Origin of the sequence: Kribbella sp. NPDC004536 (genome assembly GCF_042873835.1) — a bacterium.
Taxonomy (GTDB): Bacteria; Actinomycetota; Actinomycetes; order Propionibacteriales; family Kribbellaceae; genus Kribbella.
Genome location: NZ_JBIALY010000001.1, coordinates 1,278,459 through 1,294,187, shown reverse-complemented (window position 1 = coordinate 1,294,187; position 15,729 = coordinate 1,278,459). Strand labels below are relative to the sequence as shown.

General features: G+C 70.1%; 18 protein-coding genes and 1 pseudogene. 12 read left to right on the top strand and 7 right to left on the bottom strand.

The annotated features are described in order from the left end of the window. Positions 1 to 2: 2 nt before the first annotated feature. Complete coding sequence (locus ACFYRU_RS06405) at positions 3 to 1,454, bottom strand: purine-cytosine permease family protein (RefSeq protein WP_387653670.1); 1,452 nt, start codon at positions 1,452 to 1,454, stop codon at positions 3 to 5. Positions 1,455 to 1,535: 81 nt separating this feature from the next. Here ACFYRU_RS06405 and ACFYRU_RS06400 point away from each other — a divergent pair, with 81 nt between their 5' ends. The 4 genes from ACFYRU_RS06400 to ACFYRU_RS06385 are packed head-to-tail and all read left to right on the top strand — an operon-like array spanning position 1,536 to position 4,660. Beyond that, a complete protein-coding gene (locus tag ACFYRU_RS06400) occupies positions 1,536 to 2,384 on the top strand; it encodes an alpha/beta fold hydrolase (protein WP_387653668.1) in 849 nt (282 codons plus the stop codon). Between the two features lie 4 nt (positions 2,385 to 2,388). After that, positions 2,389 to 2,946: an NADH-quinone oxidoreductase subunit B gene (locus ACFYRU_RS06395; RefSeq protein ID WP_387653665.1), complete on the top strand. Its 558-nt coding sequence runs from the start codon at positions 2,389 to 2,391 to the stop codon at positions 2,944 to 2,946. Continuing rightward, a complete protein-coding gene (locus ACFYRU_RS06390) occupies positions 2,943 to 3,716 on the top strand; it encodes an NADH-quinone oxidoreductase subunit C (RefSeq protein WP_387653663.1) in 774 nt (257 codons plus the stop codon). The genes ACFYRU_RS06395 and ACFYRU_RS06390 overlap by 4 nt, the downstream gene beginning before the upstream one ends. A gap of 11 nt (positions 3,717 to 3,727) precedes the next feature. Beyond that, a complete protein-coding gene (locus ACFYRU_RS06385; protein ID WP_387653660.1) occupies positions 3,728 to 4,660 on the top strand; it encodes a GNAT family N-acetyltransferase in 933 nt (310 codons plus the stop codon). Here the strand turns inward: ACFYRU_RS06385 and ACFYRU_RS06380 are convergent. Continuing rightward, a complete protein-coding gene (locus ACFYRU_RS06380) occupies positions 4,636 to 5,805 on the bottom strand; it encodes an NAD(P)H-binding protein (RefSeq protein WP_387653657.1) in 1,170 nt (389 codons plus the stop codon). The genes ACFYRU_RS06385 and ACFYRU_RS06380 overlap by 25 nt on opposite strands. A gap of 62 nt (positions 5,806 to 5,867) precedes the next feature. On the opposite strand from ACFYRU_RS06380, the gene ACFYRU_RS06375 reads away from it, so the two are divergent. Next, positions 5,868 to 6,815 (top strand): NADH-quinone oxidoreductase subunit H, encoded by a 948-nt coding sequence (locus tag ACFYRU_RS06375; protein WP_387653655.1) that lies wholly within the window; start codon positions 5,868 to 5,870, stop codon positions 6,813 to 6,815. Here ACFYRU_RS06375 and ACFYRU_RS06370 read toward each other — a convergent pair. The 5 genes from ACFYRU_RS06370 to ACFYRU_RS06350 form a co-directional block, all read right to left on the bottom strand. Next, positions 6,812 to 7,969 carry an ABC transporter permease gene (locus tag ACFYRU_RS06370; RefSeq protein WP_387653652.1) on the bottom strand — a complete coding sequence of 386 codons (1,158 nt, stop codon included), beginning with the start codon at positions 7,967 to 7,969 and terminating at the stop codon, positions 6,812 to 6,814. The two genes, ACFYRU_RS06375 and ACFYRU_RS06370, sit on opposite strands and share 4 nt — an antisense overlap. Before the next feature lie 113 nt (positions 7,970 to 8,082). Then, positions 8,083 to 8,748 (bottom strand): ABC transporter ATP-binding protein, encoded by a 666-nt coding sequence (locus ACFYRU_RS06365; RefSeq protein WP_387653649.1) that lies wholly within the window; start codon positions 8,746 to 8,748, stop codon positions 8,083 to 8,085. After that, on the bottom strand, positions 8,745 to 9,797 hold the full coding sequence (locus ACFYRU_RS06360; RefSeq protein ID WP_387653646.1) for a peptidoglycan-binding protein: 1,053 nt from the start codon (positions 9,795 to 9,797) through the stop codon (positions 8,745 to 8,747). The genes ACFYRU_RS06365 and ACFYRU_RS06360 overlap by 4 nt, the downstream gene beginning before the upstream one ends. Next, on the bottom strand, positions 9,797 to 10,129 hold the full coding sequence (locus ACFYRU_RS06355; RefSeq protein WP_387653643.1) for a hypothetical protein: 333 nt from the start codon (positions 10,127 to 10,129) through the stop codon (positions 9,797 to 9,799). The genes ACFYRU_RS06360 and ACFYRU_RS06355 overlap by 1 nt, the downstream gene beginning before the upstream one ends. Continuing rightward, positions 10,108 to 10,299, bottom strand: coding sequence for a hypothetical protein (locus tag ACFYRU_RS06350; RefSeq protein ID WP_387653640.1), 192 nt, complete (start codon positions 10,297 to 10,299; stop codon positions 10,108 to 10,110). Before ACFYRU_RS06350 ends, ACFYRU_RS06355 begins: the two co-directional genes overlap by 22 nt. 106 nt (positions 10,300 to 10,405) lie before the next feature. Between ACFYRU_RS06350 and ACFYRU_RS06345 the strand changes: the two genes are divergently transcribed. The 7 genes and pseudogenes from ACFYRU_RS06345 (at position 10,406) to ACFYRU_RS06315 (ending at position 15,729) form a co-directional block, all read left to right on the top strand. Further along, a complete protein-coding gene (locus ACFYRU_RS06345; protein WP_387653637.1) occupies positions 10,406 to 11,062 on the top strand; it encodes a response regulator transcription factor in 657 nt (218 codons plus the stop codon). Then, complete coding sequence (locus tag ACFYRU_RS06340) at positions 11,059 to 12,360, top strand: sensor histidine kinase (RefSeq protein WP_387653634.1); 1,302 nt, start codon at positions 11,059 to 11,061, stop codon at positions 12,358 to 12,360. Before ACFYRU_RS06345 ends, ACFYRU_RS06340 begins: the two co-directional genes overlap by 4 nt. A 33-nt stretch (positions 12,361 to 12,393) precedes the next feature. Then, complete coding sequence (locus ACFYRU_RS06335) at positions 12,394 to 12,735, top strand: YciI family protein (protein ID WP_387653632.1); 342 nt, start codon at positions 12,394 to 12,396, stop codon at positions 12,733 to 12,735. Continuing rightward, complete coding sequence (locus ACFYRU_RS06330; protein WP_387653629.1) at positions 12,732 to 13,943, top strand: RNA polymerase sigma factor; 1,212 nt, start codon at positions 12,732 to 12,734, stop codon at positions 13,941 to 13,943. The genes ACFYRU_RS06335 and ACFYRU_RS06330 overlap by 4 nt, the downstream gene beginning before the upstream one ends. Positions 13,944 to 13,953: 10 nt before the next feature. Next, positions 13,954 to 14,712 (top strand): methylenetetrahydrofolate reductase, encoded by a 759-nt coding sequence (locus ACFYRU_RS06325; RefSeq protein ID WP_387653627.1) that lies wholly within the window; start codon positions 13,954 to 13,956, stop codon positions 14,710 to 14,712. A 169-nt stretch (positions 14,713 to 14,881) separates the two neighbouring features. Continuing rightward, a pseudogene (locus tag ACFYRU_RS06320) lies at positions 14,882 to 15,109 on the top strand (4Fe-4S binding protein); the annotation flags it as partial. 125 nt (positions 15,110 to 15,234) lie between these two features. Beyond that, positions 15,235 to 15,729, top strand: a complete 495-nt coding sequence (locus ACFYRU_RS06315) for an NADH-quinone oxidoreductase subunit J (protein WP_387653624.1) — start codon at positions 15,235 to 15,237, stop codon at positions 15,727 to 15,729.

The window sequence follows — 15,729 nt, the reverse complement described above, 5'->3', positions numbered from 1 at the left end:
GGTCACGCCTCCTGACGCCGAACGGCTGCCCGCCCGCCGAACCACTGCGCGACGAACCCGAGCACCAGCGCCGCCAGTACGCCGAGGTTCGCGTACGCCCAGGCCCCGTCCTTCGCGCCGAGGCCGAACGCGCCGAGCAGGTACCCCTGCCAGGTCAGCCACGACGCCGCCGTGTTCGTGACCAGGCCCCACCCGATGCCCGTGGCAACGACCATGGTCAGCACCGGCAGCCACCGGACGTCGCCGTACCGCCCGGCCGGCCGGTACAGGTCGTCCTCGGCGTAGTCGCGGCGGCGGGACGCGATGTCGGCCAGCATGATCCCGCACCAGGCCGCGATCGGTACGCCGAGCGTGATCAGGAAACCCTGGAACTGACCGAGGAACTTTCCGCCGTAGAACACCACGTAGATCGTCCCGGCGATCATCACCACGCCGTCGACGAACGCCGCGACGTAGCGCTTGACCGGCAACCCGAGCGACAGCAGCGCGAGCCCGGACGAGTAGATGTCGAGGACGGCGCCACCGATCAGCCCGAGCACCGCGACGATCACGAACGGCACCAGGAACCAGGTCGGCAACGCCTCGGCGAGCGCGCCGATCGGGTCCGCGCCGATCGCTTTGCTGAGGTCCTGCGAGGAGCCGGCGAGCAGCAGACCGAACACCAGCAGTACGACCGGAGCGACCGAACCGCCGAACGTCGTCCAGCCGACCACGCCGCGGCTCGACGCCCGGCGTGGCAGGTACCGCGAGTAGTCCGCGGCCGCGTTCACCCAGCCGAGCCCGAAGCCCGTCATCAGGAACACGAGCGCGCCGATCACCGCCTGCGCCGACCCGTTCGGAATGCCCGAAACCGTCTTCCAGTGCAGCTGGTCGGCGACCAGGATCAGGTAGACGACGGTCAGTACACCGGTGACGATCGTGATCACCGTCTGCGCGCGCATGATCAGGTCGAACCCGAGGACGCCGCAGGCCACGGTCAGCAGGCCGACCACGATCAGCGCGATCACCTTGGTCAGTGCGCCGCCGCCCCAGCCGAGCCGCTCGAAAACGGTTGCCGTCGCCAACGTCGCGAGGATCGTCAGCACGGTCTCCCAGCCGACCGTCAGCAACCAGGAGACCAAGGACGGGAGCTTGTTGCCGCGGACCCCGAACGCGGCCCGGCTCAGCACCATGGTCGGCGCCGAACCACGTTTTCCGGTCAGCGCGATCAGCCCGCAGAGCAGGAACGAGAACACCACCCCGATCAGCCCGGCGATCACCGCCTGCCAGAAGGAGATCCCGAACCCGAGCGCGAACGCGCCGTAGCTCAGCCCCAGCACCGAAACGTTGGCCCCGAACCACGGCCAGAACAACTGGCTCGGGCGGCCCTTGCGGTCCGCGTCCGCGATCACGTTCAGCCCGTTGCTCTCGACGGAGAGCGCGCGGGTCTGCTGCACCTCGACCTGGTCGGTCATCCCGGCTCCTTCGAAGGACCTGTTCAGTCCTGTTCAAAACGACGGTAGGGCGCGGCCCGGCGATGGTCAACAATGAATGGCATGCAGCTCAGCGCCGCGGTGGACGGATTCAGACTGGCCTACGACCGGTACGGCGACGGACCGGCGGTCGTGCTGCTGCACGGCTGGCCCGGGGACCGGACCGACTACCGGCTGCTCGCGCCGATGCTCGCGGAGCGGGGCTGCGAGGTGGTGGTGCCCGACCTGCGTGGGTTCGGTGCGTCGGACCGCCTCGACCCGGATCCCCTGCAGTACGCCGCCGACGCGCAGGCGCGGAGCGTACTCGCGCTGGTCGCCGAGCTCGGCCTCGACCGGCCGGTGCTCGCCGGGTACGACATCGGCAGCCGGATCGCCCAGCAGATCGCGCGGACCCGGCCCGAATCGGTGGAGGGGCTGGTGATCGCGCCGCCGCTGCCCGGCATCGGGAAACGGGTGTTCTCGGAGCAGGCGCAGACCGAGTTCTGGTACCAGGCGTTCCACCGGCTGCCGGTCGTCGAGGAGCTGATCGACGGGAAGCCGGACGCGGTCCGCGCGTACCTGCGGCACTTCTGGACGCACTGGTCCGGGCCCGGCTTCGAGCCGGAGCTCGATCACCTGGTCGAGGTGTACTCGGCGCCGGGCGCCTTCACCGCGTCGATCAACTGGTACCGGGCGGGTGCCGGGGCGGTCGCCGTGTCCGCGGCCGAGACCGCGCCGCCGTCGTACGACCGGATCGCCGTACCGACCGTGGTGCTCTGGCCGGAGTTCGACCCGCTGTTCCCGCGCGCCTGGTCGGACCGCGTCGACGACTTCTACAGCGACGTACGCGTCCGCCCGGTCGACGGCGTGGGCCACTACGCGCCACTCGAGTACCCGGAGATCCTCGCGGAAGAGATTGTCGGACTAGGCTGACGTCATGGCCGAGACCGAGCTGGGGATGCCGACCGTGCGGCCGGCTGTGGGTGCGCTGGCGCGGCTCGCGCCGGAGCCCGTGCGGTACCTGCTGAACTGGGGCCGCAAGTACTCGCTCTGGGTGTTCAACTTCGGCCTCGCCTGCTGCGCGATCGAGTTCATCGCCGCATCGATGGGCCGGCACGACTTCATCCGGCTCGGCGTGATCCCGTTCGCGCCCGGGCCGCGGCAGGCCGACCTGATGGTGGTGTCCGGCACCGTCACGGACAAGATGGCGCCGGCGATCAAGCGGCTGTACGACCAGATGCCCGAGCCGAAGTACGTGATCTCGTTCGGCTCCTGCTCGAACTCCGGCGGCCCGTACTGGGACTCGTACTGCGTGACCAAGGGCGTCGACCAGATCATCCCGGTGGACGTGTACGTACCCGGCTGCCCGCCGCGGCCGGAGGCGCTGCTGCAGGGCATCCTCAAACTGCAGGAGAAGATCGCCGGCGAGACGGTTGCGAGCCGGTACGACGAGCCGTCGGCGGGCGCGCTGACGCGGGGCCTGGTGCAGCCTTGAGTTCGGACGCCCTGCAGGCGCTGACCGGCGCTGGGATCGCGGCCACGTCCGCGGACAGTTTCGGCCCGACGGCGGTCGACGTACCGCCGGAATCGTGGGTGGCGGCGCACGAGGTCCTGCGGGATGCGGTCGGGTTCACGTTCTTCGACTTCCTGAGCGCGTCGGACGAGCTCAAGGACGGGTTCCGGATCGTGTCGCACCTCGCGGACTTCTGGGGCGGGTCGCATGTCGAGCACGTGCTCGTACGGACGCTGGTGCCGCGCGACAACGCCGTACTGCCGACGCTGACCGACGTGTACGCCGGGGCGAACTGGCACGAGCGGGAGACGCACGAGATGTTCGGGATCGGCTTCGCCGGGCATCCGAACCTGACCACGTTGCTGTTGCCGGAGGAGTTCGAAGGACACCCGCTGCGCAAGGAGTTCGTGCTCGCATCCCGGGTCGCCAAACCGTGGCCCGGCGCGAAGGAACCCGGCGAGTCCGACCACGCCCCGGCCGGCGCCCCGAGCCGCCGCCGCACCCTCCCGCCCGGCGTCCCCGACCCGGAAACCTGGGGCCCCCGCCCACCCGGCTCCCCAACCCCCGACCCCCTTGCACCGGCCGAAGCCGCCTCGACCCCCGCCCGCCCCCGCCGCACAGCCACCCCCGGCGAACGCCGCGCCCGGCGTCAACCGACCTCACCCGCCACGCCGGCCCCCGACTCGCCGACAGCCGCGCCTCCCGCGTCTGCGCCGTCGGAGGGCGACCCGGCTGCTGGGGCGGATGAGTAGGCTGAGGGGTTGTGATTCCAACTGCTGAAGAGCTGGCCGGCTGGACGTTGGAGCGGCAGCACCCGGTCACACGTACCTGGGTGAGCGACGCGCGCCGGCTCGCGATCCTCGCCGAGGAGCATGCTGCGCTCGACATCCTGCTGGCCGAGGACCTCGACATCGCCGCCCAGCGCGCCGCCCGCCTCGCGCCGGGCAAGCCGGCCGAGACGATGCTCAACCGGTGGGTTGCTGTCGGCAACGACCTGGGCGTGATGTTCAGCATGCGGTTCGAGAACATGAACCTGGACCGGCCGTTCGTCGACGCCACGCCGATGACCCGTTCACCGGAACCGCACGACCTCCCGGCGATCGCGGCCGCGGCCCGCGAGTACTACGGCGTCCACAACCCGCTGTACGTCCGCCTGTGGACCGCGGACGCCGGCGTCGACGGCACCACCCCGGACCGCCGGTTCCTCGGCGCACCGATCAGCGAGCTCCAGCCGTACGACGTACCGCCCGGCCTCACGCTCCGCCCGGCGAAGACCGTCGACCACTACGACGACGCCCGCCGCGCGTACGCCGCCGTCGACGCCGACCACCCGCACCACGTCGAGGAAGCCACCCTCCAGGACCTCGCCGACCTGCAGGAATCCGCCGAGGACGGCCTGCTGTACGACGTCACCGTGAACGGCGAGTGGGCCGGATACGCCGCCGCGATCATCAAACCCGACGACGCCCTGGGCCTCCCCGCGTACGTCGTCCGCGAGCTGGTCCTCTCCCCGGAACACCGAGGCCACGGCTACGGCCGCCACCTCAGCGCACTCCTGGCCCAGTCCCTCCCCGACCCCACCCGCATCCTCATCGGCACCATCCACGCCGCCAACCAAGGCGCCCGCACCGCCGCCCTCAAATCCGGCCGCCAAGACGTCGGCGGCTGGCTTCAACTCCCACTCGGTGGGGTGTAGTAGAAGACCTCTTCGCGGGTGATTTGGCCTTGGTCGACTGTGCAGAGGGAGAGTTTGGTGGTGTGGGTGGGGCCGTGGTGGAAGGTGAAGCGGATGGCGAAGTGGTTGTCGGTGATGAGGGGGCCCAGGACGTCGATCGCGTCGTAGTGGATGCCGGCGGTTTGTCGGCGGGCGTTTTCTAGGATGGCTTCGGTGCCTTTCACCTCGACTTCTTCGCCGTCGGTTTCCAGGGGTGCGACGCGGATGATGTCGGGGGCGGTGAGGGCGAGCGCTTCGTCGAGGCGGCCGGCGGCGAGGGCCTCGGTGTAGCGGTGGGCTACCTCTGACGTGGTCGGTACGCGGAAGTCGGCGGCGTGTTCGGTGGCCCATTCGGCGAAGGTGCGGGCGGGTTGGCCGGTGAGTTCGGCGACTGTGGTCGTGACCGGTTCGGGGTTGTCGACGAGAGAAGCCCAGTAGCCGACTGAGCTTTCGGCGAGGATGGGGTCGGCGCCCAGGTCGAGCATCGCCTGCCGGGCGGCGGCGTCGGAGAGGGCCTCGACGCGCATCGGCTTGCCGATCGCGCGGGCGATCGTCTCGATCTGTTCGGTCTGGGTGACGACCTCGGGGCCGGTGATGTCGTACGTCCGGCCGATGTGGTGGGCGTCGAGCAGGGTGAGTACGGCGACCGCGGCGATGTCGCGTTCGTGGATCATCGAGCGGCCCGCCTCGGGGTACGGGACCCGGACCACGTCGCCGGTACGGAAATCTCCCGCCCAGTTCTGCGCGTTGACGGCGAACCCGCTCGGCCGGACGAAGGTCCAGTCCTTGTCCTGCAGCAGTTGTTCTACATCGCCCCAGACGCCGCCGGACGGCGCGCTCAAAGACGACAGGTAGACGACCCGGCGCGGGACTTCGCGAACGACCGCCGCGGCGCCGTCCGCACTGAACGACGGCCAGAGCAGGAACGCCGCGTCAGCGTTCTCCGCGGCCCGCCGGACGGCGGCCGGATCGTGGATGTCGCCCTGGATCAGCTCGACGCCGGACGGGAGGCCGGCGGTTTCCGGCGTACGGACAAGGGCGCGGACGGAGACACCCGCGGCCTGCAGGCCGGCGACGACATGGCGGCCGACGCGGCCGGTGGCTCCGGTGACAAGGATTGTTCGCATATGACCCACCTTCCGACCTCAACGTTGGTTGAGGTCAAGTCGGAGCCACTAGGCTGATCGTCATGCTCGAGTTCGTGGTGCGGGTGGTGGGCGTACTGGTCGCCTTCCTGGTGGCGCCCTTGTTGGTCGGCCAGGCCGAACACAAGGTGATGGCGCACATGCAGTCACGACTCGGCCCGATGTACGCGGGCGGGTTCCACGGCTGGGCACAGCTGGTCGCGGACGGCGTGAAGTTCGTCCAGAAGGAGAGCGTGGTCCCGGCCGCCGCGGACAAGCGGGTGTTCGAGTGGGCGCCGATCGTCGCGATCCTGCCGTACCTGGCCGCGCTGGCCGCGATTCCGCTGGCGCCGGGTCTCGTCGGCGCGGACCTCGACTCCGGTCTGTTCTTCGTACTCGCCGTGATGAGCATCGGCGTACTCGGCTCGCTGATGGCGGGCTGGGGCAGCGGGAACAAGTACAGCCTGCTCGGCGGGCTCCGGGTCGCGGCGCAGCTGATGAGCTACGAGCTGCCGTTCGTACTGTCCGCGGCGAGCGTCGCGGTGGCGGCCGGGTCGCTGAGCCTGACCGGGATCGCCCACGCGTGGAACCCGTGGTGGTTGCTCTGGCAGCTGCCCGGTCTCGTGGTGTTCTTCATCGCGGGCCTGGCCGAGTTGCAGCGGCCGCCGTTCGACATGCCGGTCGCCGACTCCGAGGTGATCTTCGGGCCGTACACCGAGTACACCGGGCTCCGGTTCGCGATGTTCCTGCTCGCCGAGTACGCCGGGATCGTCGTACTCGCGGGGCTCACCACGGTGCTGTTCCTCGGCGGCTGGAGCGGTCCGGGACCGGAGTCGATCGGGTGGATCTGGACTCTGGTGAAGGTGGCCCTGGTGTCCGTCGTGGTGATCTGGGTACGCGTCTCGTTCCCGCGGATGCGCGCCGACCAACTGCAGAAGCTCGCGTGGCAGGGCCTGGTGCCGGTGGCGCTGCTGCAGCTCGCGCTCACCGGCGTCGGCGTCGTTCTGTTCTAAGGCGTCGCGAGTGCCTCGGTCGGGGAGAGGCGGGAGGCTCGTACGGCGGGGTACAGGCCGGCCAGTGCGCCGATCACCAGGGTGGCGACGACGCCGCCGGCGAGGGCCCAGACCGGGATGACGGTGAGCCAGTTCTGGTACGACGCGTACGCGGCCGTCACGGCTGAACCGAGGAGTGCGCCGCCTAGGCCGCCCAGTGCGGAGAGCAGGAGCGACTCGGTCAGGAACTGGGTACGGATCTGGCCGCGGGTCGCGCCGAGGGAGCGGCGGAGGCCGATCTCGGCGCGGCGTTCGAGGACCGAGATCACCATGATGTTCGCGACGCCGACACCGCCGACCAGCAGGGCGACCGCGCCGAGGCCGAGCAGCAGGCCGGTGAACGCCTGGCCGGCGGCCTGTTTCGCGGCCAGCGCGTCGGACGGGCGGGAGACCTCGACCTCGTTCGGGGCCTCCGGGTTGGCCGTTGCCCCGAGCACCGATCGGACCGCCGGTACCTGGGCGTCGTCGGAGCGGGTGTAGATCGTGGTCGGGTGGCCGTCGAAGGACAGTCTCCCGCTCGCGGCGGGCCAGCCCATCAGGGCGGCGCTGTCCAGTTCGGGGGCGAGCGCGGCCGGTTGGAGGATGCCTAGCACGGTGAACCAGGTGTTGCCGATGAGTACCTGGGTGTCCGGGCCGGCCCGGGTGATGCCGAGCCGGTCGGCGGCGGACGCGCCGAGAACGGTTGCCGGGAAGGTTCCGGTTGCGGCGTCGAGCCATTTCCCGCTGCGTACTCGTGCCCCGATGGTGTCGAGGAGGTTGGTGCGGGCGGCGTACGCGATGATGCCGTTCGTTTCGACGTCCGGGATCTTGTTGGTCCGGTAGACCGAGGCGTCGTCGACCTTGCCGATCGCGGACTCGGCCCGGACCGGCGCGATCCGCGCGACCATCGCCTCCGCGGTGAGCGGGAGCTGCGCCTGCTCGCCGGTCAACCGTGTTCCCGGGGTGACGGTCAGCAGATTGGTGCCCAGAGCATCCAGCTGCCCATCCAGCTGAGCCCGCGAAGACGACGAGATCCCCACCACGGCAACCATCGCCGCAATCCCGATCGCAATCCCCAGCGCGGACAGGAACGCCCGGGTAGGCCGGGTCCGCAACCCGACCGCACCGACTCTCACGACATCCCGCAACCCCAGGCTCGCCGGCCGCAGTTCGCCGCTCCGCGGCTCGCTGCGCGATGTGGGAGCACCGGCGCCGGGGGGCGGGGCTGGGCGCTCTGGGCGCGCCTCGCTCATGCGTGGACCTCCTCGAGGATGTGGCCGTCGCGCATTCGGACTTGGCGGGGGAGGGATGCCGCGATGTCGCGGTCGTGGGTGATGACCACCACCGTGGTTCCCGCGGTGTGGAGGTCGCGGAGGAGTTGCATGACGGTGGTGCCGGAGGTGGAGTCGAGGGCGCCGGTGGGCTCGTCGGCCAGGAGTACGGCGGGTTCGCCGGCTACGGCTCGTGCGACGGCGACGCGTTGACGTTCGCCGCCGGACAGTTCGTGCGGCTCGTGCCTCAGGCGGTGTCCCAGCCCGACCCGTTCCAGCGCGGCAGCGGCCCGTTTCCGGCGTGCCGACAGTCGGAGACCGGTGTACAGCAACCCGTCGGCCACGTTGTCGACCGCCCGTACGCCGGCCGCCAGGTGGAACTGCTGGAACACGAACCCGATCCGCGCCGCCCGCAGCGCCGACAACCCCGCGTCGGACAGTCGTGCCACGTCGTACCGGTCGATCCGGACCGTGCCCGACGTCGGCCGGTCGAGCGTCCCGAGGACGTTCAGCATCGTCGACTTGCCGGACCCGGACGGCCCGACGATCGCGACCAGCTCGCCGCGTTCGATCCGCACGCTGACACCGCCGAGCGCGGTCACCCCACCCGGGTACACCTTCGTCACGTCGGTGAGTTCGATCACTTCGGGATCCCCACCGCGGTACCGGCCGTGATCCCGGTACCGCTGATCTCGACCTGCCCGCTCGCGAACAACCCGGTCTTCACCGGCACGTACCGCGACGCCGTACCGTCCGTGACCTCGACCCCGAACCCGCCTTCCCGGAGCGCGACCAGCGCCGCGACCGGGACGGTCAGTACGTTCTTCCGCTCGGACGCGGTGAACGTGACGTCGACGGCCGCCGACGTCCACGCCGCCACCGCCTGTTGGTTGGCGATGGCAACGATCACCTCGACCTTGGTCTCCGGGTCCTTGTCCGGACTCTCCGCCGGAATCACCACCGTGGAAACCTTCTGGATCTTCCCGGCCACCGTTTTCCCGTCCGGCAGCGCGACGGACACTGCCGCGCCCATCACCGCGAGCCGCTGGTCCGCCGCGTCGAGCCGGACCGTGACGGCGCGCGTCGTACCGGTGAAGTTGAGCACCGGCTGGTTCGGCGCGAGCGGCGACCCCTCCTCGGCCTGCACGCTGTCGACCCGGATGTGCCCGGGCGCGAACAGTACGCTGCCGAGCTCGACCACGCCCGTCTCGTCCAGCCCGAGATCGTCCTGCCACTCCTTGACCGCCGTGGCGGTGGCGTCGGTGTACTCGTCGTCGACGGTGAACCCCGTGTACCCCATCACCTTCAGGTTCTGCTCGAGTTGCAGGACGTCGTTGCCCTCGGTCCCGACCGCGAGCCTCCGGTACGCCGGAAGTGCCCCGTACATCAGGATCGTCGGCTTGTTGTCGATCCTGTAAACAGTGTTCCCACGCCGCAGTTCCTGCCCGCTGTCCGGTACGGCGGTGACGGTGCCGGCGGTCCGGTTGACCGCGGCCGACGTGGTACCGAAACCGAGAGTGCCGTCCTCGGTCTCGGTGTCCTTCAGGGTCTGCTGCGTGACCTTCGTGGTGTTGACCGGCACCTGCTGCGCGGCGGGGTTCGCGGCCTGGCCTGCGTCGCCCCGGTTGACCAGGAAGACGCCGGCGGCGCCACCCGCGGCCAGCACCGCGACGGCGGTGAGTGCCTTCCGCATCAGCGTGCCGCCAGGATGCTCTGGCAGGCGTCCTGCGCCTTCTGGAAGTCCGGGTCGTCCGCCACGCCCGGGCCGATCATGATCCCGCGCTGATCCGGCTTCGGGTCCGGGAACTTCTCGACACCGTTCTTCCGCATGCATTCCGCGTACTTCCGGCCGTTCTCCTGCTGCTGCGGGTTCGCGCTGCCGGACGCCTGCGGGTCGTACTGCCGGCAGGCCTCCATCGCCTTCTGGACCTGCTCCTGGGTGACGCCGGAGTTCTTGTCGAACTTCAGCATCGGCCCCTTGCCCGGCTCCGGGTCCGGTACGTTCAGCCCGTTCTCGCGCAGCACTGGGTGAACTTGACCGCCAGCTCGTCCGCGCTGAGACTGGCCGGCGCACTGCTGGGCGCGGTGGATTCGCTGCCGCCGGACGCGACCTGGGCGTCGGGCTTGTCGGCTCCGCAGCCGGTCAGGATCAGGCCGGCCGCCAGGACAGACACGGCCAGAATGGTCTTGCGCATTCGGTGCTCCTCTCGTTTCCGCCAACGCTTCGGTACGGGCCGTTTCCGGGCTGTTTCCGAGTGCGGAAACATCGGGGAAACGCAGCCGTCGGGGATCATGGGGTGCGTGCGCGTACTGGTGGTCGAGGACGAACCGTTGCTGGCGGCAGCGATCGCGGAGTGGTTGCGCGACGACTCGCACGCCGTCGACGTGACCGGTGACGGCGCTGCCGCGCTGGAACGGCTGGCCGTGAACGAGTACGACGTACTCGTACTGGACCGCGACATCCCGGTCGTGCACGGCGACGAGGTGTGCCGGCAGCTGGTGGCGTCCGGGTCCGACACCCGGGTACTGATGCTGACCGCGGCGGCCGCGGTGCCGGACCGGGTGGAGGGTCTCGGACTCGGCGCCGACGACTACCTGACCAAGCCGTTCGCGTTCGCCGAGCTCGCCGCCCGGGTGCTCGCCCTCGGTCGTCGCAGCCGGCCCGCCGATCCACCGGTACTGCGGCGCGCCGGGGTGGCGCTGGACCCGGCGCGGCACGAGGTGTTCCGCGACGGCCGGTACGTGCCGTTGTCGAAGAAGGAGTTCGCCGTACTCGCGGAGCTGCTGCGGGCCGACGGCGCGACCGTGTCGGCCGAACAACTGCTGGAGAAGGCATGGGACGAGCACGTGGACCCGTTCACGGGGGCGGTACGACTGACGATCCTCAAGCTGCGCCGGAAACTGGGCGAGCCGGGACTGGTCGAGACCGTCACCGGCGTCGGCTACAGAATCCCGTGAAGAATCCCGTGAAGAAGCTCTCGCTCCGCGGCCGGCTGACGTTGCTGTACGGCGGCCTGTTCATGGTCGCCGGCGTCCTGCTCCTCGGCGTCACCTACGCGCTGTTCAACGCCAACCTCGGCCAGCAGTACCGCGTGATCGTCAAGGGCACCTACCTGAGCCCGAGCCCAGGACCCAAGCAGCCGCCGCCCCCGACGAACGACGTCTACGTGATGAACAAGGACGGCGCCGTACTCACCGGATCCGACGCCGAACGCGTCATGGAGCAGCAGCGCGAGCAAGTACGGCAGGCCGCGATCAAGGCGATGCTGACCCAGGGCAGCATCGCGCTGCTGGCTGTCGGCGCGCTGGCGGCCGGCTTCGGATGGCTGGTGTCCGGCCGGGTGCTCGCGCCGCTGCACCGGGTGACCGACACCGCCCGGCGGATCGCCGCGTCCCCGGCCGCCTTGCACGAACGGATCGCACTGAAAGGGCCTGACGACGAGGTGAAGAACCTCGCGGACGCGTTCGACACGATGGTCGAGCGGCTGGACCACTCGTTCGACGGCCAGCGTCGGTTCGTCGCGAACGCGTCCCACGAGCTGCGTACGCCGCTGACGCTCGGCCGCGCTCTCGTCGAGGTCGCGATGCATCGTCGTACGGCGTCCGCGGACGTGAAGGAACTGGGCGAGAGCCTGCTCACGATCAACGCCCGGCACGAGCAGCTCATCGAGGGACTGCTGATCCTCGCCGACTCCGAGAAACAGCTCACGGCGGTCTACCCGGTGAACCTGAGCGACATCGTCACCCACGTCGCCGCCCAACTCGCGAACGAGGCGGCAGCACAAGGCGTCGAGGTGATCCGCGGCCCCGGCGACGCCCCGACCAGGGGCGACGCGCTGCTCCTGGAACGGCTCGTCCACAACCTCGTCGAGAACGGCATCCGCCACAACACGGACCGCCAGGCCATCACAATCGACGAGCGCGCGACCGCGCAGGCGGGGCACCCCGGCGAAACGGCGATTGAGATGGCCTCCAGGTCCGGGCGTTGGGTCCGCGTCGTGAGCAAACGCGCCGGCGACGAGGTGCAGGTCGTCGTCACGAACACCGGGCCGGAGATTCCGCCGTACGAGGTGGAGAGTTTGTTCAAGCCGTTCTACCGGCTCGGGGCCGAGCGGCTCGTCGGCGGGAAGGGCGCCGGGCTCGGGCTGTCGATCGTACGGTCGGTGGCGGAGGCGCACGGCGGGCGCGTGGCCGCCGTACCGCGGCCAGGCGGCGGGCTGGAAATTACTGTGGTTCTGCCTGTCGATCCAGGGTGAGGCCGTTCGTGTAGGTGACGAGAAGGAGGAGCGATGAACCAGTACGTGCTCAGCATCTACCAGCCCGACGGCCCGCCGCCCCCGTCCGAGGTCCTCGACCCGATCATGCGGGACCTCGACGTCCTCAACCAGGAGCTCAGGTCCGCCGGGGTCTGGGTGTTCGACGCGGGCATGCACCCACCGGAGACCGCGACCGTGCTGCAGACGAAGGGCGACGACGTACTCGTGACGGACGGGCCGTTCACCGAGGGCAAGGAACATCTCGGCGGCTTCATCGTGATCCGGGTCGAGGACCTGGATGCGGCGCTGCACTGGGGCCGGCGACTCACGAAGGTCCTCGGGCTGCCGGTAGAGGTCAGGCCGTCGCAGTCGTGACCTCCGACATCGCGGCGATCTTCCGGGCCGAGCACGGCCGGGCTGTTGCCGTGCTCACCCGGGTGTTCGGGGACCTCGAGATCGCGGAGGACGCCGTCCAGGACGCGTTCGCGGCCGCGGTGCAGAGATGGCCGGAGAGCGGCGTACCGCCGAGTCCGGCCGGCTGGATCATCACGACCGCGCGGAACCGTGCGATCGACCGCCTGCGCCGGGAGTCGGCGCGGGCGGACAAACATGCCCAGGCGGCGCTGCTGCACGCCGAGGCCGAGCCGGTGGAGGAGGGCGCTGTGCACGACGACCGCTTGCGGCTGATCTTCACCTGCTGCCATCCGGCGCTCGCGCTGAACGTCCGGGTCGCGCTCACGCTGCGGATGCTCGGCGGCCTCACCACGGCCGAGATCGCCCGCGCGTTCCTGGTCCCCGAGCCGACGATGGCGCAGCGCCTGGTCCGGGCGAAGGCGAAGATCAAGGCCGCGGGCATCCCGTACCGGGTGCCGTACGAGGCGGATCTGCCCGAGCGCGTCCGCGGCGTACTCGCGGTCGTCTACCTGATCTTCAACGAGGGGTACGCCGCCTCGTCCGGTGAGACGCTGGTCCGCGACGAGCTCGCGGCCGAGGCGATCCGCCTGGGCCGGCTGCTCGTCGATCTGATGCCGGACGAACCCGAAGCGGTCGGACTGCTCGCGCTGATGCTGCTCCAGCAGGCCCGCCGCCCGGCCCGGGTCGCGCCCGACGGCACGCTGATCCGCCTGCGCGACCAGGACCGTACGTCGTGGGACCGCACGCTGATCGCCGAAGGGCACGAGCTGGTCCGCAAGTGCCTGCGCCGGAACCGGCCCGGTCCGTATCAGCTGCAGGCCGCGATCAACGCGGTACATGCGGATGCCGCGAGCGCCGAGGACACCGACTGGCCGCAGATCCTGCAGCTGTACGACCACCTCCTGGCGCTGGACCCGACGCCGGTCGTCGCGCTCAACCGGGCCGTCGTCGTGGCCGAGGTCGAAGGACCGGCCGGCGCGCTCCGGATCGTCGACGAGTTGGCGCTCGACAGCTACTACCTCTTCCACGCGATCCGCGCCGACCTGCTCACCCAGCTGGGCCGCGACGCCGAGGCGCAGGCGGCGTACGCGAGCGCCCTGACCCACAGCACCAACCAGGCCGAACAGGATTTCCTGAGATCGCGGATCCGCCAGGCGAGACTTCTGTAGGGTCCGAGCAGTGACCGGATTCGAGTTGATCTGTGAAGTGGAGCCGCCGACCCGTCCCGACCTGAAGAGGGTCCGGCACCAGATCGGTGTGCTGAGCGCGGTCGCCGACGGGTTCCTGATTCCCGACAACCACATCGGCCGGGCGACCGTGTCGAGCGTCGCGGTCGCGAACGAGGTCCAGCTGATGGGCGCCCGCGGGATCGCCTGCCTGAACTCGCGGGACCGCAACTTGCTCGGGTTCCGGCGCGACCTGCTGACCGCGGCGGCGTACGGCGTCGAGCAGTTCCTGTTCGTGCACGGCGACGATCCGGCCGAGGGCGCCCGGACGAGCCAGCTGACCGTACGGCGGATGATCGAGCAGACCCGGGAGACGACGTACCCGGGTTGCAATCCGTTCAAGGTCGGCGCCGCCACCCGGCTGCGGACCGTCCCGCGGTGGAAGGCCGAGGCCGACTTCCTGTACGTGCAGGTCAGCTACGACCTCGACGAACTGCTCCGCTGGCGCGAGTCGGTCCGGCTCGACATCCCGGTGTACGCCGGGGTGATGGTGCTCGCGTCCGCGCAGATGGCGCGCAACCTGGCCGGCCTGTCGCAGCTGACGATCCCGGACGCCCTGGTCGAGGCTGTCGAGAAGGACCGCGACGCCGGCGTCGACCACGCCTGCGAGCAGATCCTGAAAATCCGTGACTCCGGCGCCTTCGAGGGCGTTCACCTGATACCGGTCAGCCGCTACCGCCAGGTCGCCGCCCGGTTGGAACGCGAGCTGTAGGGGGTACCGATCGGCTAGTGTCCTGTTAACCGACGGGAGGTGGAGTGTGGGGCTGCCTGGTAAGGGGCTGGTCGAGGGGTTGAAGGTCACTGCGCGGACGCTGGCCCGGCGGTCCGTCACCGAGCAGTATCCGGACGTCCTGCCGGAGCTGCCGCCGCGCAGCCGCGGCGTGATCGCGCTGCTGGAGGAGAACTGCACCTCCTGCATGCTGTGCGCCCGCGAGTGCCCGAGCTGGTGCATCTACATCGACTCGCACACCGAGACCGCGCCGTCGGTCGGTGAGCAGGCCCGGGAGCGCAGCCGGAACGTGCTGGACCGGTTCGCGATCGACTTCAGCCTCTGTATGTACTGCGGGATCTGCATCGAGGCCTGCCCGTTCGACGCGCTGTTCTGGTCGCCGGAGTTCGAGTACGCCGAGACCGACCTGCGGAACCTGACCCACGAGAAGGAACGCCTCCGCGACTGGATGTGGACCGTCCCGGCGCCCCCAGCGATCGACCCGGGGCCTGTGGAGGACGAGGCGTGACAACGGTCCTGTTCTCCGTCGCCGGTGTGGTGGCGGTCGCCGCCGCTGTCCTGGTCGTCACCTCCCGCCGGATCGTGCACGCCGCGCTCTGGCTGGTGGTCGCGCTCGGCGCGGTGGCCGGCTGCTTCGGCGCGCTGCACGCCGAGTTCGTCGCGCTGGTCCAGATCCTGGTGTACGTCGGCGCGATCGTCGTACTCGTCCTGTTCGCGTTGATGTTGACCAAGGCACCGACCAACCCGCTGCCCGAGCTGACCACCGGGCGGAGCCCGTTCGCGGCCGTGGTCGCCGGTGTCCTCGCGCTGCTCCTCGGCACCGGTATTGTGCTTGCCTTTGGCAACGAGAAGATCAAACCCGTGCACAGCGGATCGGCAACCGCGGTCGGGACCCAGGTCTTCAAGAACTGGGTCCTTCCCTTCGAAGTCCTGTCCGTCCTGCTGCTCGCCGCGCTGATCGGCGCGATCGCCCTGTCCCAGCGGAAGAAGGAGGACTGA

Coding starts and splice junctions, on each gene's coding strand:
- ACFYRU_RS06405 (WP_387653670.1), bottom strand. CDS start 1,454: ATGACCGACCAGGTCGAGGTGCAGCAGACCCGCGCGCTCTCCGTCGAG.
- ACFYRU_RS06400 (WP_387653668.1), top strand. CDS start 1,536: ATGCAGCTCAGCGCCGCGGTGGACGGATTCAGACTGGCCTACGACCGG.
- ACFYRU_RS06395 (WP_387653665.1), top strand. CDS start 2,389: ATGGCCGAGACCGAGCTGGGGATGCCGACCGTGCGGCCGGCTGTGGGT.
- ACFYRU_RS06380 (WP_387653657.1), bottom strand. CDS start 5,805: ATGCGAACAATCCTTGTCACCGGAGCCACCGGCCGCGTCGGCCGCCAT.
- ACFYRU_RS06375 (WP_387653655.1), top strand. CDS start 5,868: ATGCTCGAGTTCGTGGTGCGGGTGGTGGGCGTACTGGTCGCCTTCCTG.
- ACFYRU_RS06360 (WP_387653646.1), bottom strand. CDS start 9,797: ATGCGGAAGGCACTCACCGCCGTCGCGGTGCTGGCCGCGGGTGGCGCC.
- ACFYRU_RS06350 (WP_387653640.1), bottom strand. CDS start 10,299: ATGCGCAAGACCATTCTGGCCGTGTCTGTCCTGGCGGCCGGCCTGATC.
- ACFYRU_RS06335 (WP_387653632.1), top strand. CDS start 12,394: ATGAACCAGTACGTGCTCAGCATCTACCAGCCCGACGGCCCGCCGCCC.